23 protein-coding genes are annotated in these 19,417 nt (G+C 50.6%); 10 read left to right on the top strand and 13 right to left on the bottom strand.

The genetic code is table 11. The features are described 5' to 3' along the window. Positions 1-103: 103 nt before the first annotated feature. From BMY60_RS12440 to BMY60_RS12410, 7 genes are all read right to left on the bottom strand, one after another. Positions 104-547, bottom strand: a complete 444-nt coding sequence (locus BMY60_RS12440; RefSeq protein ID WP_090334030.1) for a hypothetical protein — start codon at positions 545-547, stop codon at positions 104-106. A 191-nt stretch (positions 548-738) separates the two neighbouring features. After that, positions 739-1,434 carry a 6-phosphogluconolactonase gene (gene pgl, locus BMY60_RS12435; RefSeq protein WP_090334037.1) on the bottom strand — a complete coding sequence of 232 codons (696 nt, stop codon included), beginning with the start codon at positions 1,432-1,434 and terminating at the stop codon, positions 739-741. Positions 1,435-1,456: 22 nt separating this feature from the next. Further along, positions 1,457-2,101 carry an HAD family hydrolase gene (locus BMY60_RS12430; protein ID WP_177166669.1) on the bottom strand — a complete coding sequence of 215 codons (645 nt, stop codon included), beginning with the start codon at positions 2,099-2,101 and terminating at the stop codon, positions 1,457-1,459. Between the two features lie 5 nt (positions 2,102-2,106). Next, a complete protein-coding gene (locus BMY60_RS12425; protein ID WP_090334029.1) occupies positions 2,107-3,069 on the bottom strand; it encodes an NAD-dependent epimerase/dehydratase family protein in 963 nt (320 codons plus the stop codon). After that, the gene (locus tag BMY60_RS12420; protein WP_090334028.1) at positions 3,059-3,997 is read right to left on the bottom strand and encodes a phosphoglycerate dehydrogenase; all 939 of its coding nucleotides are present in this window, start codon (positions 3,995-3,997) and stop codon (positions 3,059-3,061) included. The genes BMY60_RS12425 and BMY60_RS12420 overlap by 11 nt, the downstream gene beginning before the upstream one ends. Before the next feature lie 5 nt (positions 3,998-4,002). Then, entirely contained in the window at positions 4,003-4,764 is a 762-nt protein-coding gene (locus BMY60_RS12415; protein WP_090334027.1) for an HpcH/HpaI aldolase family protein, read from the bottom strand. A 17-nt stretch (positions 4,765-4,781) separates the two neighbouring features. Continuing rightward, the gene (locus BMY60_RS12410; protein WP_090334026.1) at positions 4,782-5,531 is read right to left on the bottom strand and encodes a 3-deoxy-manno-octulosonate cytidylyltransferase; all 750 of its coding nucleotides are present in this window, start codon (positions 5,529-5,531) and stop codon (positions 4,782-4,784) included. A 321-nt stretch (positions 5,532-5,852) separates the two neighbouring features. Here BMY60_RS12410 and BMY60_RS12405 point away from each other — a divergent pair, with 321 nt between their 5' ends. The 7 genes from BMY60_RS12405 (at position 5,853) to arsC (ending at position 11,573) form a co-directional block, all read left to right on the top strand. Continuing rightward, positions 5,853-7,142 carry a hypothetical protein gene (locus BMY60_RS12405; protein ID WP_090334034.1) on the top strand — a complete coding sequence of 430 codons (1,290 nt, stop codon included), beginning with the start codon at positions 5,853-5,855 and terminating at the stop codon, positions 7,140-7,142. Between the two features lie 21 nt (positions 7,143-7,163). Beyond that, complete coding sequence (locus tag BMY60_RS12400) at positions 7,164-7,928, top strand: FkbM family methyltransferase (protein ID WP_090334025.1); 765 nt, start codon at positions 7,164-7,166, stop codon at positions 7,926-7,928. 58 nt (positions 7,929-7,986) lie between these two features. Continuing rightward, entirely contained in the window at positions 7,987-9,213 is a 1,227-nt protein-coding gene (locus BMY60_RS12395) for an O-antigen ligase family protein (protein ID WP_090334024.1), read from the top strand. A 49-nt stretch (positions 9,214-9,262) separates the two neighbouring features. Beyond that, positions 9,263-9,952, top strand: a complete 690-nt coding sequence (locus tag BMY60_RS12390; protein WP_090334022.1) for an O-methyltransferase — start codon at positions 9,263-9,265, stop codon at positions 9,950-9,952. A 253-nt stretch (positions 9,953-10,205) separates the two neighbouring features. Beyond that, complete coding sequence (locus BMY60_RS12380; RefSeq protein ID WP_090334019.1) at positions 10,206-10,463, top strand: DUF2024 family protein; 258 nt, start codon at positions 10,206-10,208, stop codon at positions 10,461-10,463. A gap of 101 nt (positions 10,464-10,564) precedes the next feature. After that, on the top strand, positions 10,565-11,092 hold the full coding sequence (locus tag BMY60_RS12375; RefSeq protein WP_090334017.1) for an invasion associated locus B family protein: 528 nt from the start codon (positions 10,565-10,567) through the stop codon (positions 11,090-11,092). Positions 11,093-11,225: 133 nt separating this feature from the next. After that, positions 11,226-11,573 (top strand): arsenate reductase (glutaredoxin), encoded by a 348-nt coding sequence (gene arsC, locus BMY60_RS12370; protein WP_090334016.1) that lies wholly within the window; start codon positions 11,226-11,228, stop codon positions 11,571-11,573. Positions 11,574-11,758: 185 nt separating this feature from the next. On the opposite strand, the gene rplS is transcribed toward arsC, so the two are convergent. The 5 genes from rplS to BMY60_RS12345 form a co-directional block, all read right to left on the bottom strand. After that, the gene (gene rplS / locus BMY60_RS12365) at positions 11,759-12,133 is read right to left on the bottom strand and encodes a 50S ribosomal protein L19 (protein WP_090334014.1); all 375 of its coding nucleotides are present in this window, start codon (positions 12,131-12,133) and stop codon (positions 11,759-11,761) included. A gap of 26 nt (positions 12,134-12,159) precedes the next feature. Next, the gene (gene trmD / locus BMY60_RS12360; protein WP_090334013.1) at positions 12,160-12,930 is read right to left on the bottom strand and encodes a tRNA (guanosine(37)-N1)-methyltransferase TrmD; all 771 of its coding nucleotides are present in this window, start codon (positions 12,928-12,930) and stop codon (positions 12,160-12,162) included. Between the two features lie 21 nt (positions 12,931-12,951). Continuing rightward, positions 12,952-13,482: a ribosome maturation factor RimM gene (gene rimM / locus BMY60_RS12355; protein WP_371264214.1), complete on the bottom strand. Its 531-nt coding sequence runs from the start codon at positions 13,480-13,482 to the stop codon at positions 12,952-12,954. Between the two features lie 31 nt (positions 13,483-13,513). Then, the gene (gene rpsP, locus BMY60_RS12350; protein WP_090334010.1) at positions 13,514-13,789 is read right to left on the bottom strand and encodes a 30S ribosomal protein S16; all 276 of its coding nucleotides are present in this window, start codon (positions 13,787-13,789) and stop codon (positions 13,514-13,516) included. 495 nt (positions 13,790-14,284) lie between these two features. Next, complete coding sequence (locus BMY60_RS12345) at positions 14,285-14,908, bottom strand: hypothetical protein (RefSeq protein ID WP_090334008.1); 624 nt, start codon at positions 14,906-14,908, stop codon at positions 14,285-14,287. A gap of 194 nt (positions 14,909-15,102) precedes the next feature. Between BMY60_RS12345 and BMY60_RS12340 the strand changes: the two genes are divergently transcribed. Together BMY60_RS12340 and BMY60_RS12335 are read left to right on the top strand one after the other, a co-directional pair. Further along, on the top strand, positions 15,103-15,702 hold the full coding sequence (locus tag BMY60_RS12340; RefSeq protein WP_090334007.1) for a urate hydroxylase PuuD: 600 nt from the start codon (positions 15,103-15,105) through the stop codon (positions 15,700-15,702). A gap of 73 nt (positions 15,703-15,775) precedes the next feature. Then, on the top strand, positions 15,776-16,930 hold the full coding sequence (locus BMY60_RS12335; RefSeq protein WP_090334005.1) for an MFS transporter: 1,155 nt from the start codon (positions 15,776-15,778) through the stop codon (positions 16,928-16,930). Between the two features lie 109 nt (positions 16,931-17,039). On the opposite strand, the gene BMY60_RS12330 is transcribed toward BMY60_RS12335, so the two are convergent. After that, positions 17,040-18,032: an integron integrase gene (locus tag BMY60_RS12330; protein ID WP_371264215.1), complete on the bottom strand. Its 993-nt coding sequence runs from the start codon at positions 18,030-18,032 to the stop codon at positions 17,040-17,042. Between the two features lie 161 nt (positions 18,033-18,193). Here BMY60_RS12330 and BMY60_RS16060 point away from each other — a divergent pair, with 161 nt between their 5' ends. Further along, the gene (locus BMY60_RS16060) at positions 18,194-19,318 is read left to right on the top strand and encodes a hypothetical protein (protein WP_218141697.1); all 1,125 of its coding nucleotides are present in this window, start codon (positions 18,194-18,196) and stop codon (positions 19,316-19,318) included. Positions 19,319-19,417 lie beyond the last annotated feature (99 nt).

Raw genomic sequence — 19,417 nt, 5'->3', positions numbered from 1 at the left:
CTTGAATGGAGAGCCGTATGCGCTGAAAGGTGCACGTACGGTTCGGTGAGGAGAAGCAGGGAAATAGTTCGACTACGCCCTGCTTCTTACTCTACTCAAAATTCTAGTCACGACAAACCGCCGCCAAAGCACTTGCAATGAAAGCAAAAAATACGATTACCGCATTGGCTGCGTGACCGTACTCCCAGTTTTCCCGTAGCGCTTCCCAGTTTTCAGGTTTTATTGTCCAGTTCACCGTTGCTTCGTTGGCCGGAAATACATAAGTAAAGAAAACGGCCAGGCTGATCATGATCAGTATGCTTGATGTAAGCGCCCAGAATGCCGATTTGCAATTGCGATGTCGCTGTGCGGCGAAGAGTGCGGCATTGGCCAGAATTGCTGCAAAAATCGGAATGGCAAACAAAGCCCATCCATTATAAATTCCTTGAACAATGAAGTACGCTTCGCGGTCAAGGCCGGTTTTTCCTGGTAGTTCGAAGAGATGGGCGCCGCTTGGAACAAGAATAATTGCTGTAAGCGTCAAAGCTAAAAGCTTCAGAAAGATCATCGAAGATTCCCCTGCTGCGAGTTATTCCGGAAGGCCATATAAAACTTTTGTCACTGCACATGTGCGGCAAGTTCACAGGTTCTTGCCGGTTTTCTCAAGGTGCTGCCTATTTATGAACGACTCCTGAGTATGACAAGAGCAGCATGGCCATCGCACGCTTATTTCCGGCGGAATAATTTGCATTCAATAGTTTAATCCATCTCAAAAACCGCAATTGGCGTTTGAACACGCTGCAATAGCCACACCAGCGGTATCGCCGGATCGGCATTTTTTTCAAGTCTGTCGAGTAACTGCCGTTTGGTTTTTCCAGTGACGGCCACCGCAATATGCGCGCTACCGGCGAGCGTATCAAGCGACAGGCTTACGCGCGGCGATGGAGCCACGGGTGGATAAACGGCGATGCAGCGTTGCTCCGTTGTACTGTGCGCTGCTTCATGCAGTTTCAAGCCTGGAAACAGTGATGCGGTATGGCCGTCTTCGCCGAGCCCTAAAACGGTAAGTGTAAATGGCTGCGGCATGGCGCTCAGACGTTGCTGGATTTCGGGGACGGCTGCTTCAGGGGTGCCGTGCGGGGTTTTGAGTCCGGTGAAATGCGGCTGCGCATTCAGATGCCGGAGCAAACAGGTTCTGATCAGGCGTTCGTTTGAATCTTTTGATCCGGTATCGACCCAGCGCTCATCGCTCAGGGTAATGGCGATACGGTGCCATGGCAGGGGCTGGGCGGCGAGGACGGGTAGGTAGGCGCGCGGAGTGCTGCCGCCGGGGACGACCAGGCTGACCGTTTCCTGCCGGATCAGGGCAGCGGACAGAATGTCCGCCGCATAGCCGGCGAAGCCTTGGGCAAGCGCATCAATGGTTGTATAGACATTTCGCTGGAGTTTCTGCATGCTTTGTAATTCTACTTGCAGTTCAGGTAACAAGGGCGCGTAAATCCGGCACTACCGGTGTGCCGGGCGGAAACGGGTTGCCGTCACCGGGGCGCACGCGGCCCAGAAATGCGGTGTTGTTGGCCTGTGCGCCCTCATAGTCGGCCATGGCGTCGCCGATCATCAGTACCCGGTTCGGCTCAAGCGCATGATCGGACAGGATTTCACTGATCAGCACCGGTTTGAGCTTGGGTGCGCCACGCACCTGTTTAAAATAGGGCGTCAGGCCGCGCCGCGCGACGATTACTTTGAGCTCGGCCTCAGGCGTGCCGGAAGCGACAAACAATGGAACCCGGTCAACCTGCTGGCGGACCAGCTCATAGGCGCCCGGTACGGCTTCAGCCGCAACAACGGCTTCCACGACCAGTTTGGAAAAACGCCGGTCCAGTTCCTTTTCTTCCGCGGATGTCAGCGGGGGGTTGTGCAGCAGGTGCTGTTGAAAGTGGCGGAATTTGTTGTAACGCGACAGGCCGCCATGCGCGGTATGGTACTTGACGACCTCGGCGGCGACGGCTTCGCCATACGGACGGTAGAGCTTTGCGAATGCCTGCGTCTTGATGTCGCCGGATTCGGCGATGACGCCGTCAAAGTCGAAAATAATCGCTTCAAAATTTGTGATGGCAATCATGGTTGCTAGGCCCGGTTGTCGGATGTCGATGGCGTGGCATCGTCGTTTTCGTCAGCGTGTTCCAGCACTTGGTGGATTTCTCGGATGCAGTCCAGCAAGCCCTGGCCGAGGTCGACATGTTCATTGAGTACCAGTTTGCGGCCAACGCGCGGCTGGAATGCATACGGCGTGATTTCATAGTGGTGTACAGTACCGGCTTCATCGAAGCGCAGCTCGACTGGCCACGGCATGATTTCCGAAATCATGGTCATGACATCCCGGATACGCAGTTTTTCCTGCCCGGTCAGGATCAAATGCCGGTTGGCGAATTCGGGTGCGAGCACCTGTACGCTCATGCGCGCGGCGTCTTCCACATGGATGTACTCGCGCATGGCGTTGCCGCTGCCCTTGTAGGTGATTGAACGGTGCGTGATGGCTTCGTGCAGCATGCGGTAAATGCCGTTGCGCCGGTCGCTGCGCCGTCCGTACAGGGAACCGTAGCGCAGAATGTTGTATTCGAGTCCGTAGCGCTCATGGTAGGTCTCGGTGAAACGCTCGGACGCCTGTTTGCTGGCGCGGTAAAACGAGCCGGATTCCGAATAGACATAAACGCTGCTGGCAAAAACGAAACGGCGTGCGCCGGCCAGCCGCGCGGCTTCAAGTACATGGGTATTGCCGAGTACATTGATGGAGGCGGTTTCCACGGGCTTGTTATGCGCCTCATCAATATCGGCGATCGCGGCAAAGTTGTAGACAATGTCGGCACCTTTGGCGGCGTCAATTACCTGCTGAATATCCATAATATCGCCGGTGATCATTTCCTGGCCCTGTTTCAGGAAGGGCGAGGGGCTGCGGTCAAACAGGCGCACCCGGTATCCGGCGGTTGAAAGCGCGTCGGTAACATGGCTGCCGAGAAAGCCGCTGGCGCCGAAAACAATGGCGGTTTGGCTGGATGGCGGGAAATCCTTCAAAATGGCGCTATGCGTCATGAATGAAGCCTGTGTTGATGAGTCCGTTCAGCAGATTTTCTGCTGCTTCGAGTTCCATACGCTGGCGCGCTTCTCTGGCCAGAGAGCCTACATGCGATGACAGAATGAGATTGCCGTATTGGCGTAACGGCCCCTGGTAAGGTTCCTGCTCAAATGCATCCAAAGCTGCTGCGCTCAGTCTGCCGCCGTCCAGCGCGTCTTTGAGCGCGTCTTCGTCTATCAGGCCGCCACGGGCAGTGTTGATGACAATTGCGCCTGGTTTCATGCGCGCCAATGCCTGCGCGTCGATCAGATGATGCAGATCAGGACTGTACGGCGTATGCAGGCTGATAACATCCGCCGATTCGAGCAACTGCGCCATTGAGACATTTGCGACACCGGGTTGTACCTGTTTTACATAGGGATCATGGGTAATAACGGTTGCTTCAAAGGCCTGGCAGAGCCGGGCAACACGGCGCCCGATATGACCCAGGCCGATCAAACCGATAGTTTGCGCCGCGAGCAGTCCGCCCTGGGTGCGCGGCCAGTCGCCAGCGCGGACCTCGCGGTCTGTCGCACAGATTCGCCGCAAAGCGGCAAGCATAAATCCCAGCGTGAGTTCTGCGACAGCCTGCGCGGGCGCTTCGGGCGTGTTCAGTACGGTAATGCCCTGGCTTTTTGCGGCAGCGAGGTCTACGTTGTCCATGCCGGTGCCGCAGCGAGAAATGACTTTCAGGTTCTTGGCCGATTGAATCACGCGCGCCGTCAGCGGTTCGACGCCGGCTATCATACCGACAACATCGTTTTTCAGCAGCGCTGCGGCTTCGTCTTCGGTGAGCCTGCGGCCGTAGGGATTCATGACTGGTTGCAGGCCCGCGCTGATGAGGCGTTGAACGGCGGCGTTGTTGCCGGTATCAAACGATGAGGTGGAAATGACAAAAGTGTTCATGGTTGTTAAGTTGCTGCGCGTATCAGTTGCAGGTGGTTGCGGCAGACGGTATCCAGAATACGGATATCAAGACTGTAGCCAAGAAAATTAAAACCCGATTCGATACGCTGCAGCAGCGCTTGCGGATCGGGTTCGATCACGTGAATGCCGCCGGGCTTTCGAGCGCGCTGTCCCGCTTCACGGATATGGGTGATGGCTTTCTTAACCTCGGGGTGATCCAGTTCGCCGGGGCGGCCCATGGAGCCCGATAAATCATAGGGGCCGATAATATAGGCATCGATGCCGGCAACGCTCAGAATCTGGTCTATGGCATGAACGGCATCGATATGTTCGATCATGGCGACAATCACCGCATTGTGTTCGAGCCATTGCCGGTAGGCCGGGAAACTTGCGCCAAAGCCTTGCGCACGCGCGAGGCCGACACCGCGCCCGCCGCGCGGCGGATAATACACGCCATCAACCGCGGCTTGCGCGTCCGCGGCGGATTTGATCATCGGCACCATCACGCCCGTCGCGCCAGCGTCCATAACGCGTTTGATCTGATCGGGGTGGTTCGAAGTCAGCCGCACGATAGCCGGGCAATTATGACCGTCGAGCACTTGAATGATTGTTTGTACCTCGTTCAGCTCCAGTACGCTGTGTTCCATATCCAGCACCAGCCAGTCAAAACCGGATGAGGCCATGATTTCAGCGATCGCTGTATGACCCAGTGTGATCCAGGATCCGATCGTCGTTTCAGACTGTGCGAGTTTTTCTTTGAGTTGCATAGAATTCAAGTAAAGAATCAATAACGTGACAATAACGGGTCGTCTGCCATCAGTTTGGCTACACGTGCCAGGTCTGCTTCGGTGTCGACTGCCTGGGTGTTAAATTCGGTCGGCACCATTCTGACAGTGTGGCCGTGTTCCAGCAGGCGCATCATGTCGACCGACTCAAGCTGCTCCAGCGGCGTAGGTTGCAGGCGCGTATATTCAAACAGCAGTTCGCGGCGGAACGGAATAATGCAGACCTGTTTATAAGCGGCTGTTTGCGCGAAACCGGCCTTGGCCACTGTCGGAACCGGCTGGCGCGACATATACAACGCATTGTTGAATCGATCCATCACCACTTTAATTGTATTGGTGTCGCGGAAATCTGACTCCTGGTCGATGCGGCGCACCAGGTTAACGCAACCGAGCCCGGGATCTTGCCCAAACGGCTGAACCGCAGCGTCAATCATATCAGGATGCGTCATCGGTTCATCGCCCTGCACCATGACAACCAGGTCTGCGTCAAGACCGGCAACCGCTTCGGCCACGCGGTCGCTTGCACGTTCATGTGTGTCGGCGGTCATGATAACCGTGGCGCCGAAATTTTCCGCGACTTCACGGATTTCATCGTCGCAGGTTGCGATATAGGTGGCGTGAAGCGTTTTACTGAGCGCAACGCGTTTATAGATATGCTCAATCATGGTGCGGCCCAAAAGCGGTGCGATGGGTTTGCCTGGAAAACGCGTTGAACCCATGCGCGCAGGGATGACGGCAATTGTTTTCATGCGGTGTGTAGTGTGTGTTTTTTGTTAACTGGATCGAGATTAATGCGATTCAGGCTTTATTATCCGGTTTCTCTGCTGGTCAGGGCAAATATATTCCTGTGAATCCGGGTCTCGTACTAAAAGTAGTTGCATAGCGTTGCTTGATTGCGACAGTTGTGTGGCAAAGATCGGGTTGCGCGTGTAGAATTGATGCGGTTTGCTCCGGCCGGTTGCCGGTTGTTCTTGGGGCGATCGAGGGCGTCCGCGGGGATGTCCGGTATCTCATCTGCAAGTTTTAGACATGATTTCCAACTTCAATTCATCGATATTCATTTACAGGGGATGAAAGCCCTTTTTTTTCTTCGTCATTATAACGATATTGACCATATCACACCGGTAATTTACAAATGGGCGGTATCGGGACATTCGTGCGATGTGGTGCTGATTGGCTCGGCAAAATTCAGGCGCGACTATCGTATTCAATTTCTTAAACAGCTTTCCGGCGTGCGCGTTGCACATATCAGGGAAGTGCTGGGCTGGCGCCGTTTTATCCGGTGGCGTTTGCAGATGTATATGCTGACCGGTAACGTCAGGCGGATACCTGTGCTGGGAATGCTCGCCCGACGGATGGCGGAGCGTTATGACCAGCCGCGTCGCGAGCAGTTGTGGCGCGGGGCGACCGAGGTGTTGCTGCAGCACTGCTTCGAAGATACCCGCGGCGGCGTGATTACGTTTGACTGGGTGGAACGGAATTCTGTCATCAGTGTCGAGTGGATTAATATCCTTATTGAAATGGCGCATGCCAGGGCGTTGAGCGTGGTTTCGCTGCCGCATGGCGACAGCCCGCATGTCAATCAGTTGATCCGCCGGGGGGAACGGCGGGTTGGTCCCGATACCGTGTTTTCCAATGCAAACATCTTTGATTGTCTGGCCGTGCCTAACGAGTTATGCGCGACACGTTTTCGTCCTTTTCTCGATGAGAAAAAGATCGCTGTACTGGGCTCGCCGCGCTTTTGCGAAGAATGGCTGGCAAAATTGCCGGGAATACTGCCGCCGTCACCGATAGAACGTTCAGACAGCCTGCTGAAAATCGTGCTGTTTCTGCGCAAGGCGAACTTCACGACGTTTTGGGAGGAAGTCGCCGAAGTCGTGCATCTCATTGCGGAATTTCCTGGAACGGAAATCATTATCAAACCGCACACGCGCAGCGGCTGGAAACAGTCACTGACCAAAGACAAATCAATTACACGGCTGCCAAATGTCAGAGTCGCCGAAGATAAAGCGCATTCGGCACACTTGATGGACTGGGCGGATGTCATCATTGACCTGGCAACTTCGGTTGTTTTCGAAGCCGTCAGAACCAAAAAGCCAGTGCTGGCCGCGGATTATCTGATTGCCGGACGCTCGACCGTGGCGTATTACCTGCCCGAAACGGAACTCAGATGCCGCGATGATGTATATGAAAAAATCAATCATTTTCTAGTCAATGGTTGCGATGGTTTTTATGTTGAGGCGCACCGCCAGCGGTTTTTTAGTGCGATGCTTGATGTGCCGGATAAAAATGTCCTGCAGCATTATGTGACGCTGCTGGAAGAATCCGCCGGTGAAACCGGGCGGCACAATTCGGTTTAGCAGGTTGAAACGGGGATACGGATGCTGAATTTTTTTAAAAACTGTGTGATCGCGTTTTATCAATTGATCGGTGGATTTACCCGCACCACCGTACGGGGGGTGCCGATCCGGATTGCCGTCGATCACTGGCGCGTACTCAAGCGGGCCAGAACTTACTCCGTCAAAGAACCCGACACGCTGGATTGGCTGGATCAGTTCAAACCGGACAGCTGTTATTTCGACATAGGTGCTAATATCGGCCAGTATTCTTTGTATCCGGCAAAAAAATACGGCAAATCCGTTCAGGTATTTGCGTTTGAACCACAGAGCAATAATTACTATTCGCTGAACAAAAATATTTTCATCAATAATCTTGCGGATACGATTGCAGCATACTGTATTGCCGTTTCCGGAAAAACAGGGTTTTCCAAACTGTATATTCCGAAATTCATACCGGGCGGCAACCGTTCGCAGTTCGGCCGGGAAGATGTGGCGAATATGAAAATACCCACAACCCATGTACAAGGGATGCTTGGTGTGACACTGGATGATTTGTGCGGTGTATGGGGTTTCCCTTGCCCGAATTATATGAAGATCGACGTGGACGGTATCGAGATATCCATCCTCACGGGTGCTGAAAATGTGCTTAAAAACCCGCGGCTGGTGTCCGTCATTATCGAGCTGGGCACGGCAAAAGAACAGGAAGCAGCGGTGCAGCTCATGCATGCGGCAGGATTTGAGGTAAAGCATAAAACCGCTCAAAACTGGGGAGAAACCTGTTTTATCTTTGAGCGGCTTAGGGCTTAGGGCTTAGAGCGGGCTAATCGTTTTGGCGGAATAATCGTTTTATGCTGGTTGAACGGCCATGCCGGTACTGCAAAAATTAAGCACGCATCAGCGGGAGATATTGATCAGAGCGATTCTCGTCGGCTTTGCTGCGGGTTTATGGTTCAGCGTCCTGTATACCTTTCTGATTGTTTTGTTGGTGCTGGCCTGGCTGATTGATGACAGCGCGGCAACATTCAGGCAGATGATCGCGCAGCCGCTGGTTCAGTCGGTGCTTGTATTATGTGCGTTGCTGCTTCTGGGTTTGTTCTGGAGCGAAGCACCGTTCGAAGGGCGGCATAAATGGACGAAATATTTCCTGCTGCTGGTTTATCTGCCGTTCCTGGCATTGTTGAACCGGCAGAGGCTGCCCTGGGTGATTGGTGCCGTGCTTGCAGGATATTGTCTGGTGCTGTTCGCTGGTTTGTATGAATGGCGGGTTGAAAGCAGGCAGGGCATACCCGCATTCAACATGTCGTATCTGACTTTTTCAGCCATGCTTGGCGTGGGTTGTGTTGTGACCTGCTGTTTTGCCTGTCTTTGCCGCAATACAGCAGTCAGGTTTTGTCTGGCAGCCGGCTCGCTGGCATTGCTGTATATTCAGTTTCACCAAAGCGCGCGCGGGTTCCTGCTGGCGACCCTGTTGACATTGGCAGTCATGCTGACGGTACATTTCAGGATTACCTTGCGCAAGTTTGCGGCTGCAGTTGTGCCAGCGTTGCTGGTAACGCTGCTGTTGGCATATACCAGTCCGGTGGTTCAGGAACGGTGGACACAGGCAAAAGAAGATATAGAACGCATGCAGCTGGGACATTTCAACAGCAGTATCGGTTACCGCATTGCATTGTGGGATGTGGGACTTTACGGCATTGCGCAAAAACCGTTGCTGGGACAGGGTACCGGGATGCCCGAACAGTTTTTTGATCAAACTGTTGTGCATTACAAGCAGGGCTTGTATCAAAATCTGCCGGATTTCCAGCAAACCTCGCATTATCACAATGACTGGATAGAGATCGGCATGCAACTGGGCGTGCTGGGTCTGGGATCGTTATTGTTTTTATTGCGGGCATGGTACCGGACCTTCGATCAAAACGGACTGACTTTGCCGGGTATCTGTGTGGTAAGCTTTATTGTAATATCCGGAATAACGGAAACCTTTTTAACGTTTGGCCGGATTCCGGTATTGCTGCTGGTGTTAACGGCGGTTGCCGTCAGCTGGCAGCGTGAAGCCACGGGCAGTTCCCGCGCGGCAGACGATAACAGGTAAAATCAATGTCAGATTCAAGACGCAGAAGAATCTGCCAAAGGAGATAAAGATGACTGAAATACTGACACCGACATCAGAGGATCCCGGTGAAATCATTCCGGTACACCCGGCGATAGAACGTTATATGCGCAGTCTTGCCGGCAATACGGACCATCCTGTTTTATTGGAAATGGAAGCGCTTGCCGAGCAGAAGCGATTTCCGATTATTAACAGGCTTGTCGGTATTTTTTTGGAAATGCAAACCAGAATGATTGGCGCCAGACGGATATTTGAGTTCGGCAGCGGCTACGGTTATTCCGCATACTGGTTTGCGCGTGCGGTTGGAGAAGATGGCCGAGTCGTCTGCAGTGACGGAAAAAGTGAAAATAGATACCGTGCCGAGCAATATTTAACGGCTGCCGGCTTATGGGACCGGATAGAATTCAATGTGGGCATGGCGCAGGATATTTTTGCCCAGACCGAAGGGTATTTTGATATCTGTTATAACGATGTCGATAAAGGCGGGTATCCCGAGGTTTGGCATATGGCGCGTGAACGCATCCGGCCCGGCGGGTTGTACATTGCGGACAATGTGTTGTGGCATGGCCGTGTGGCCGCTGAAACCTATACCGATATCGCGTTGGGCTGGACCGAAGCCATCGTTGAACATAATCGACTGATTTTTAATGATCCGGAATTTGATGCGTTTATCAACCCTACGCGTGACGGCGTTGTTATCGCGCGCAGAAAAATGGTTTAGGGGTTGTTGGAAAGCATTCTGGAGCAGGCGGTTCAAGGTAAAAATGGTCGAAAAATGAAAAGTGTATGCAAAATCAATGCGCATTCCGGGCCTGTTTTCATTTCCATTAAATCCGGGCAAACCCGGTCATTATCATGGCGGTTTACCGGATTAATTGTTATAGTTATCACCGTTTGGAAACGTAAAGCACATTTACTTCTATCTGATGTGGTTTTGCGGTATTTGTATTCAATCTTAATGACTAAGGAAAATTATGCAGATTCATGTTTATGATACTTATGTGAAAGCTAAAGACGGGCATACTATGCATTTTGATGTTTTTACGGCAGTTAAGGATGACCAGAAAGCTATTGAATATGCCAAAGAATGGTTAACGTCGATAGACGAGACAGACGCCGTGGTCACCAGCAAGGAATGCAGCTTTTGTCATAGCCAGAGCGCGCCGCCGGAAGTAATTGATGCCATTAACAAGGACGGCTATTACATTTATAAAATGGAAGGATGCGCATAAGTTGCATAATTAGCCGGTTCAACCAACCGGCGAGTTTCTCTGGGGTTCAGTTTAATTAACTGACAGCTTGGTGTCTTTATACAATCACAAGGTTTTTCACTATGAAGTATCGACAATTGCGCGGGCTTTTTTTAATTACTGCTATGGCTCTGCTGGTGAGTGCTGCGGGATCGGTGCAGGCATCGGAGCCTGTTTTGCTTGGACAGCATGGGGACTGGACAGCGTATACCTTTATGGAAAACAACGGCAAGGTTTGTTACATGGTCAGTCAGCCAAAAAAAGATGAAGGTGACTATACAAAGCGCGGTGATATTTTTGCGCTGGTGACGCATCGCCCGGCTGAGGAAAGTAAAAATGTTTTCAGCTATATAGCGGGTTATACGTATAAGGCGGGCGGCGAAGTGACCGTCAAGGTCAATAATCAGACTTTTACGCTGTTTACCCAGGATGATTCCGCGTGGGCGCCGGATCAGGGAACCGATAACCAGCTGGCCGAAGCGATCAGACGCGGCAATACCATGGTGGTTCAAGGCACATCATCACGTGGCACGCAGACCACGGATACATTTGGACTGAACGGGTCGTCAGCCGCACATAAGGAGATTTCTGAAGCGTGCGGGATGAATTAATCAGTGTGTCGTTGTGGCCGTCCGGTATGAATACTGATTTATTGATCATCTTATATGCCTGCGTTGCGGCCGTCTTCAACGACATTCTGCAGCGGGGCTGTTATTGCTTTTGTATGGAAAGAAGACTGGCAGTATGAACGACGAGATTACCATTTATCAAAAACCGACATGCAGTAAATGCCGGGGAACGCTGGCAATACTTGATGACAGCGGTCAGGATTATAAATCTGTTAATTATTACGAAACACCGCTGAGTGTTGACAAGTTGCGTGAGTTGATCAAAAAACTCGGCCTGTCTGCGCGTGACGTATTGCGCAAGGATGAATCCGCGGCGCGTAATCTGGACCTGAGTACGATCTCTGAAGATGCGTTGATTCAACGTATGGTCGATAACCCCGATTTGATGCAGCGGCCTATCGTTGTGCGGGGCGACAAGGCAAGAATATGCCGTCCGCCTGAAAATGTCAGGGATTTGCTGTAACTGGTTTTAATTGATTATCAAGGTGATAATAAAAAACCGCATATGAGGCTGAGCATAGGCGGTTTTTTTACAGTAGCGGTACCGGTTTTTAGTTGAAATCGGCCTGTTTTTGATAAACCCCAACCAGTCCGATTGATTGCTGGCTGAACTAACTGAACGCGCCGAAAAGAGTTGCCGGTAAAAAACTAAAGCTGTTTATTGACACGGGCCGGCAGTTTTTCACGTATGCGCGCGGATTTGCCCGAGCGTTCCCTTAGATAGTAAAGCTTTGCGCGGCGGACATCGCCGCGGCGTTTAATATCAATGCTTGCGATCAGCGGTGAGTATGTCTGGAACGTCCGTTCAACGCCCTCGCCGCTGGAAATCTTGCGCACGGTAAATGCCGAATTCAGGCCTCGGTTGCGTTTTGCAATCACAATACCTTCATAGGCTTGTACCCGCTTACGGTCGCCCTCGACCACGTTGACGTTAACAACGACCGTATCGCCGGGCGCAAAGCTGGGTATTTCCTTGTTCAAACGGCTGATTTCTTCAGCTTCCAATTGCTCGATAATGTTCATGATAGTTTCCTTCAAAGCAAAAATATTTATTTGATCCCGCAGTTTTTTTTGAATTCTTCCAGAAGCGCTTTCTCTTCTTCCGTTATTCCCGTTTTTTCTTTCAGTTCGAGCAAGTCCGGGCGTTTCAGCCAGGTTTTCCCCAAAGCCTGCTGCAGGCGCCAGCGGCGAATAAGTGCATGATTACCTGATAATAAAACTCCCGGCACGCCGCTGCCGCAATATTGCTCAGGACGGGTGTAATGCGGGTAATCCAAAAGCCCGTTTACAAAGGATTCCTGGGCCGCCGATTCAGGATCACCCAGCGTGCCCGGAATCAGTCTGACGACGCTGTCTATGACAACCATGGCAGCCAGTTCACCACCCGATAACACATAATCGCCTATGGAAATTTCCGTATCCACCTGGCGGTTGATGACGCGTTCATCGATCCCCTCGTAACGCCCGCAGAGTAAAATAATACCAGGCGAGAGACTCAACCGTTCTGCTTCACGGTGGTCGAGCCGCCGTCCCTGCGGCGTCAAATAAATGACCTCCGTTTTTTCGATCCCAAGCGACTGTTGCCGTTGCCGGGCGTTGATGATGGCCTCTTCAAGCGGTTTTGCCATCATCACCATGCCGGGGCCGCCGCCATATTGGCTGTCGTCAACCGTTCGGTGACTGTTTTCACTGAAATCGCGCGGGTTCCAGATCTTAAGCCGGAAGATGCTGTTTCTGCCTGCCTTTCCGGTCACGCCATATTGCGTGATAGCGTCAAGCATTTCCGGAAACAATGTGACTACATCACATTCATAAGGCATGCGCTTACCTCAATAGTCGCTCTAATAGTCAGATTCCCAGTCAACAAGAATATTGCGGCGCTTTAAATCTACTTTCTTTATCACCGTCGCTTCAACGAACGGAATCAGCAATTCTTTTGTATCTGGCGCAATACTTTGTACGCGCAATACATCATTTGCACCGGTTTCAAACAATCCTGTCACTGTACCCAGTTTGATGCCGTCCAGATTAACAACCTCGGTACCAACCAAATCGGCCCAGTAATAACCTGCTTCGCCGTCATCGGGTAAATCAGGCAAGTACTCCCGCGGAACCGCGATCTTCAATCCTTTGAGCTGCAATGCCTGATCGCGGTTATCGCACCCTCTTAATTTGGCATCCAGCGCTGTTCCGTTGATACGGCCGGATATAAGCTGCCTTTCAATCCAATCCCCGCCGGTTTCGCTGGTTTCGTCGGCTTCGCTTTCGCCGAACCACCACGATGCGTAATCAAGCAATCCGTCGGCAGTTTCCGTATAGGGAGAGACTCTTATCCAGCCCCGTATGCCAAACGCATCTGCAACATGCCCCATGACAATCATGGACGCGTTGCGTTGGTTATGATTATGATGCGTTATCTGCTGATGTTTCCTTGTTTGCTGCTGCAAATTGTTTCAATAATCGTTTTGCAGTGCTGGATACTTGCGCGCCTTTGGATTGCCAGTAGTTGACCCGATCCAGATGGATACGCAAGGTTTCCTCGCCGCCGGTCGCCCTCGGGTTGTAGAAACCGACACGCTCGATAAACTTGCCGTCACGCGCACGCGGCGAGTTAGCGACAACCATATTATAAAAAGGACGTTTTTTTGCACCACCGCGTGCCAATCGTATTATGACCATAATTTTTTGTCTGTTAGCGTTTGTCTTAAAGTGCCTTAAAGCTTTAACCAAAAACCACTGCTACCACTACTTTAACCCACTTTAAACCGAATTTTTCTCAATCAATTCACACATTCACAGCAAATGCTGATTTTGTGGTAACCGCTGATTTTACATGTACTTCAGACAGGAAGGCAAGTATTGTTTTGATTCCGGATTTCACCATGGACGGTTTGTTATCTATTTTTTATAAGCGCATCGAATGATGTCTGTAGTTAACAAAACAGAAACAGGGCGGCAGGATAGAATACGGGCATTTACGCGTGCGCACAATCTGACCATCTATGTTGCTGCTTGCCTGGAACCTGCAATCAGGCGCGGGTCTGGCGTGGGTCTGCTATTGGCCGCTATATCTTTTATTCTTCAAATTCTGGTTTTAAGGTATTCTGCCATATTGTTTAGATTGATAAATATAAAACACGATTGCCGAAATTTGATATGTAAAGAGTATAGTAATCAAACAGGGTAATGCGTTTGTTCCTGATATTTCCTCTGAATTCGTAGAAACCCGGCAAGGCTCAGCAGCCCGAAACCTATCAACACAATTATTTCAGGCTCGGATACCGTGTTAATGCCGACATCACCAGAGTGGACAGGCCATGCAAAAAAACGCGAACTTTTGTTAAATACGTCAAAATCAAAATCAAACGAGCCGAAGAAAAATGCGAATGCCCGCTCTGGCGAAACGCTAAACTGCGTGCCGCTCCAATGGAAATCCTCAGCAATGGAGCCAAATACACCGGGTGTTAGCGGCGTTATGCCTTCTACAAAATACAAAAACCCCATTTCATTATCAGCGCAGACAAAACAGATATCGTTGTCATTGTTGACGTCGGCTGACGGCAGCCGCCATCCGCTGACACCTCCGATAGTTAAACTGGATACATTGGTTTGCTGCTCTTCCCAGGTGCCAAATCCGGTTATGTAAGGGTCGGCCGCCCAGGTAATGTCAAGTTGTGTATCGTAATAAGCCAGTCCCCCTAATCGTAACTCTAACGCTGCATTTGCGGTTGACATTAACCCAAACAGCAATACAGTGTAGCTTGCTGACATTGTTAAAATTTTTTTTTGCAATCCCATGACACACCTCGCCTCACTAGTTTTAAATTATAAATACCGGATTTAACAGTCTAGACGTTAAAACTGCATGAAGTCACGCATTTTTTAATTTTTTGCGCTTTAAGTAACTTCTTCAGGAACCAAATTGGGTATTGTGCCGGATGCGCAATTCCCCTATCTTTAGCATTTCCAAATAACGCGTTCAGGGGGTAGCGATGAATCCATTACACTCAATCAAAGGCACGATTGCCATCGGTTTTATTCTTGCATTTGCTGTTGCTTTCGGACTGGGCAATGGCCTGGGCGGGTTAAATGTAACCGTCTGGCTGCATGTTCTGGCGGGTGTCTGCTGGATTGGTTTGCTGTATTACTTTAATTTTGTTCAGGTTCCCGGTGTCGGCGCCGCATTGGCGAACCCCGATGGCCCGCAACCCGCCGCCATCAACAAATACATCGCACCCAGAGCCCTGCTATGGTTCCGTATGGCGGCGGCGGTTACCTGGTTAACCGGGATGAGCGCACTGGCCCAGATTGGCGGCGGTATGCAGGGTATTGTGGACGCCTTTATGCTGACAAATGGCATGGCGGTTATTGGCTTGGGTTCGTGGCTGGGTACTATCATGCTGTTTAATGTCTGGGTGTTGATCTGGCCTAATCAAAAGAAAATTCTTGGTCTTGACGGCAAAACGCATAACGCTGAAGTCATTGCCAATGCGAAAAAAACAGCGCTTCTGGCGTCACGCACCAACACCGCGTTATCGGTTCCGATGCTGCTTTGCATGGTGGGATACGGCCATGGGTTAGTGTTCTTCTGACACGTGTGATTGGGGTGCAAGAGATTGAATATGCTCTCATTTCACAGGGGAAAGGTTGAATTAACAGAGTCTGATGCATTCCTTACCTTACTGGCGTCTGTCAGGCTTTTATTTTTTTCATTTTGCGGTGCTTGGCGCGTTCGTGCCGTACTGGAGCCTGTACCTTCAATCGCTTTCCTTTAGTGCGCTGCAAATCGGTGTCTTGATGTCGCTGTTGCTGGCGACGCGGATTTTTGCGCCCGCTGTGTGGGGCTGGCTGGCGGATCATACCGGCCGGCGCGTGATGGTGGTACGGCTCGCCGCGCTGGGTGGTTTTGTCTGTTTTATCGGGTTTTTCTTCGGCCAGTCTTTTTCCTGGATTTTTCTGATGATGCTGCTGATGAGCTTTTGCTGGAGCGCGGCATTGCCGTTGATAGAAGCGGTGACGTTGTCGCACCTGGGCGATAAAACCGACCGCTACGGTCACATTCGGTCCTGGGGTTCGGTGGGGTTTATTCTGGCGGTGATTGGCGTAGGCTATCTGCTGGATAGGGTTGAAATTATCTGGTTGCTGTGGGTGGTACTGGCATTAAAGCTGGGAATACTGGCTTTTTCACGCAGCATTCCGGAAGCCGAGGTCATCGGCGGCAGCGTGGATCAGGATTCAATGCGGCAGGTTTGCCAGCGCCCGGAGGTGCTGGCGTTTCTATTGTCCAGCTTATTGATGGTTTTTGCGCACGGCGTTTATTACACGTTTTATTCCATTTATCTGGTAGAACACGGTTATGACAAGGGGTTTGTCGGCTGGCTCTGGGCAATCGGGGTGATTTGCGAGATCGGCGTGTTTTTTCTGATGCCCTGGCTGATGCGGCGTTTTGGTCTGAAACTAATCCTGGTTTTCAGTTTCGCGTGTGCCATTTTGCGTTTTCTGATGATCGGCTGGGGCGTTGAGTGGGTGGCGCTGATTTTATTTGCACAGGTGTTGCATGCGGTAACGTATGGCGCACACCACGTGGCCGCTATCATGGTGGTGCATCATTTCTTTCATGGCCAGCATCAGGCGAAAGGGCAGACGATTTATACCAGTGTTGCCTATGGTATGGGGGGAACTTTTGGCGCGGTGTTAAGCGGCTATACCTGGGATGGTCTGGGCGCCGAAATCACGTTTACGATCAGTGCGGCTTCAGCCTTGCTGGGGATGCTGCTGGTGGCCTGGAAAATGAATGTGATAAAGCACCAGGGTCATTAACAGCACCTTATTTTTTTGTCTGACGTATAGAAAACAGTGTCGTCTCTAGATCTTCAAACAAGTTCGAAAATTGATAGAGCACTAGTACCGTAGGCGCGCTTTAAAAATCCTACAATTGATCCAATGGACTGACGACAGCCTTGCCGCCCTTGTTCAACACATGCGTATAAATCATGGTTGTTGAAACGTCACTATGCCCCAGCAATTCCTGTACGGTACGGATATCATATCCATTTTGCAGCAAATGAGTAGCAAAACTATGGCGTAGCGTATGGGGCGATGTTGGCTTGACTATACCCGCAGTCAATGCCGTTTTTTTGACATAGCGCTGGACCTGTTTTTCATCGACATGATGACGGCGCTCAGCTTGACTACGTGGATCAATGGAATATTTCCGGGCGGCAAACACATATTGCCACCCCCACTCCTTCGGAGCATTGGGATATTTAACAGCCAGCGCGTCCGGCAGCCAGACATCTGCTTTGCCTAATTTGACATCCTGCTCATGCCATTCCCGCCGTATCGCAAGCTGACGACGCATGGCGTCCAACAGGCTTCCGGGCAGCATCGTCACCCGATCCTTACCACCCTTGCCATCACGCACAATGATTTCTCCGCGTGTCAATTCGACATCCTTGACACGTAATCTTACTGCTTCCATAAGCCGCATGCCTGTGCCATATAACAGCTTGATAATCAGGCCAACCGGCTCAGGTGCTGATGCAGTCTCACGCAAAAGTGCCTGAACTTCCAAAGGCGTCAGCACGACCGGCAAACGCTTAGGTTTTTTAGACCGCTCAAAACCATCCAGCCAGGTCAAATCAGATCCGATAACTTCACGGTATAAAAATAGAATTGCCGATAACGCCTGATTCTGCGTGGAACTGGAAACATGGCGCTCATTGGCCAGATAAGTCAGAAAGCGCTCCACTTCAACAACACCCATTTCGACAGGATGACGCTTGTCATTGAAAAAAATATAGTGTTTAATCCATGTGACATAAGTTTTTTCCGTGCTTAAACTATAGTGCTTGTATCTTATTTTTTCTCTTACTTGATCAAGCAGTTTTTTAGGCGGCGGCATTGTCGTATTTTCTTGCATCATTTGTCTTTTTCACTAGGGATTTAAGCTTTAATACAATATGATAATCAATAATTACCACAGTTATACGACATTTCCCGCAAGATTATTAGACAAAATGTCGTATACATTACGTTAGATTTTTTTGATAGTTCATACACAACCCAAAAAGGAAAGAAGCTATGGCAGTCACACAGATCAACCAATCGTTCCAGAACGATGGTAACTTTTCGCAGTTAGATTTACGCAATGTCCGAGGCACTGGGCCGGTTATGCGTATAGAGACTTTCCGCTGTAGTCAGCCCGAAGGAGATTTCGGGAAAACTGCATCTGGGACTGAGGTGGCCTCACTTGCAGGGAAAGACCACCTTACGCAAGAGAGCAACCAAATTTTTCGCCACATCTACTCAACTGGCGATGTAAACGCACCGTTGTCTACGCTCGAAATTCGTGAAATATTTGAAGAAGATGGCTCTTTTGATATTCGCGTCAGGGACATTGATTACGAGAGCCAGAGCTTTGGTGACGTCCTTGTCATGACAGCTAAGCCACTGCCTAACAATACTTACCAACTGACTTATGATATCCGCACTCCAAAATCGACGGAAGCGGCCAAGTTTGAATCACCTTTGACTGCACCTATATCAGAAACGGCAACAGGACTTGCTGACATTTCGTCTAAGCCAGAAAATCTGGGAGAGATCACTGATGATAGGAACACGATAAACGCTCAAATTAAATGGAATGCTAAAAAATCTGAAATCAATCAGGTTTTCGCTGAAATGCAAAAATCGTTCAAATCAGATCGTCTAAGAAACTGGGCAGAAAACATCCAGAACTACGAGCGTATGGGTGATTTTCGGGATAAGTGCATCCATGATGGGACTAATCTTAGCGGCCCAAACCCTGATTTAGCGTCTGAATTTCATTTGATCCGTGCATATAGAGCATCGCTAATTGGCCTTGGTGTAGTGGCAGACCCTGATATGACCAAACATAACAGGGTGGGCATGAATCCACTCCTTGCCTCTACGCCAGTTCTCACAGACCCCAAGCCTGGTGTTTACTCGGTATTTCTATCCGCTTACATGAACAACATCGGTATCTACCAATTAGGAATAGACAAGGTGCATAGCGATTATGGTGGTGTCCCAATGAAGCTAGCGCCTGGAAGCAGGTTAGAGGATGCTTCATCACCAATAGTAGATTCCAGCAGATTCAACAGAACCCTAGCTGAACTTGCATTCGCGTTTTACATTGGTCCCACCTTGCCAGTTTTGAACGCCTTCAAAGAGATGGAAGCGTAAAAATCTAACGAATAAGATTAGATCGCGCGCGGAACGCGCCGCGATCTGAATCGTTTGTTGGACGAGTCCGTTGTTGAATTGACTATGGAAATATCTCCG

Source organism: Nitrosomonas sp. Nm51, assembly GCF_900111165.1.
In the GTDB taxonomy this organism is placed as follows: domain Bacteria; phylum Pseudomonadota; class Gammaproteobacteria; order Burkholderiales; family Nitrosomonadaceae; genus Nitrosomonas.
This window is presented reverse-complemented; position numbering and strand designations above follow the sequence as displayed.

What these genes read in the sequence shown, in the direction of transcription:
- BMY60_RS12440 (WP_090334030.1), bottom strand. Translation starts at nt 547, where the DNA reads ATGATCTTTCTGAAGCTTTTAGCTTTGACGCTTACAGCAATTATTCTT.
- pgl (WP_090334037.1), bottom strand. Translation starts at nt 1,434, where the DNA reads ATGCAGAAACTCCAGCGAAATGTCTATACAACCATTGATGCGCTTGCC.
- BMY60_RS12430 (WP_177166669.1), bottom strand. Translation starts at nt 2,101, where the DNA reads ATGATTGCCATCACAAATTTTGAAGCGATTATTTTCGACTTTGACGGC.
- BMY60_RS12425 (WP_090334029.1), bottom strand. Translation starts at nt 3,069, where the DNA reads ATGACGCATAGCGCCATTTTGAAGGATTTCCCGCCATCCAGCCAAACC.
- BMY60_RS12420 (WP_090334028.1), bottom strand. Translation starts at nt 3,997, where the DNA reads ATGAACACTTTTGTCATTTCCACCTCATCGTTTGATACCGGCAACAAC.
- BMY60_RS12415 (WP_090334027.1), bottom strand. Translation starts at nt 4,764, where the DNA reads ATGCAACTCAAAGAAAAACTCGCACAGTCTGAAACGACGATCGGATCC.
- BMY60_RS12410 (WP_090334026.1), bottom strand. Translation starts at nt 5,531, where the DNA reads ATGAAAACAATTGCCGTCATCCCTGCGCGCATGGGTTCAACGCGTTTT.
- BMY60_RS12405 (WP_090334034.1), top strand. Translation starts at nt 5,853, where the DNA reads ATGAAAGCCCTTTTTTTTCTTCGTCATTATAACGATATTGACCATATC.
- BMY60_RS12400 (WP_090334025.1), top strand. Translation starts at nt 7,164, where the DNA reads ATGCTGAATTTTTTTAAAAACTGTGTGATCGCGTTTTATCAATTGATC.
- BMY60_RS12395 (WP_090334024.1), top strand. Translation starts at nt 7,987, where the DNA reads ATGCCGGTACTGCAAAAATTAAGCACGCATCAGCGGGAGATATTGATC.
- BMY60_RS12390 (WP_090334022.1), top strand. Translation starts at nt 9,263, where the DNA reads ATGACTGAAATACTGACACCGACATCAGAGGATCCCGGTGAAATCATT.
- BMY60_RS12380 (WP_090334019.1), top strand. Translation starts at nt 10,206, where the DNA reads ATGCAGATTCATGTTTATGATACTTATGTGAAAGCTAAAGACGGGCAT.
- BMY60_RS12375 (WP_090334017.1), top strand. Translation starts at nt 10,565, where the DNA reads ATGAAGTATCGACAATTGCGCGGGCTTTTTTTAATTACTGCTATGGCT.
- arsC (WP_090334016.1), top strand. Translation starts at nt 11,226, where the DNA reads ATGAACGACGAGATTACCATTTATCAAAAACCGACATGCAGTAAATGC.
- rplS (WP_090334014.1), bottom strand. Translation starts at nt 12,133, where the DNA reads ATGAACATTATCGAGCAATTGGAAGCTGAAGAAATCAGCCGTTTGAAC.
- trmD (WP_090334013.1), bottom strand. Translation starts at nt 12,930, where the DNA reads ATGCCTTATGAATGTGATGTAGTCACATTGTTTCCGGAAATGCTTGAC.
- rimM (WP_371264214.1), bottom strand. Translation starts at nt 13,482, where the DNA reads ATGGGGCATGTTGCAGATGCGTTTGGCATACGGGGCTGGATAAGAGTC.
- rpsP (WP_090334010.1), bottom strand. Translation starts at nt 13,789, where the DNA reads ATGGTCATAATACGATTGGCACGCGGTGGTGCAAAAAAACGTCCTTTT.
- BMY60_RS12345 (WP_090334008.1), bottom strand. Translation starts at nt 14,908, where the DNA reads ATGGGATTGCAAAAAAAAATTTTAACAATGTCAGCAAGCTACACTGTA.
- BMY60_RS12340 (WP_090334007.1), top strand. Translation starts at nt 15,103, where the DNA reads ATGAATCCATTACACTCAATCAAAGGCACGATTGCCATCGGTTTTATT.
- BMY60_RS12335 (WP_090334005.1), top strand. Translation starts at nt 15,776, where the DNA reads ATGCATTCCTTACCTTACTGGCGTCTGTCAGGCTTTTATTTTTTTCAT.
- BMY60_RS12330 (WP_371264215.1), bottom strand. Translation starts at nt 18,032, where the DNA reads ATGCAAGAAAATACGACAATGCCGCCGCCTAAAAAACTGCTTGATCAA.
- BMY60_RS16060 (WP_218141697.1), top strand. Translation starts at nt 18,194, where the DNA reads ATGGCAGTCACACAGATCAACCAATCGTTCCAGAACGATGGTAACTTT.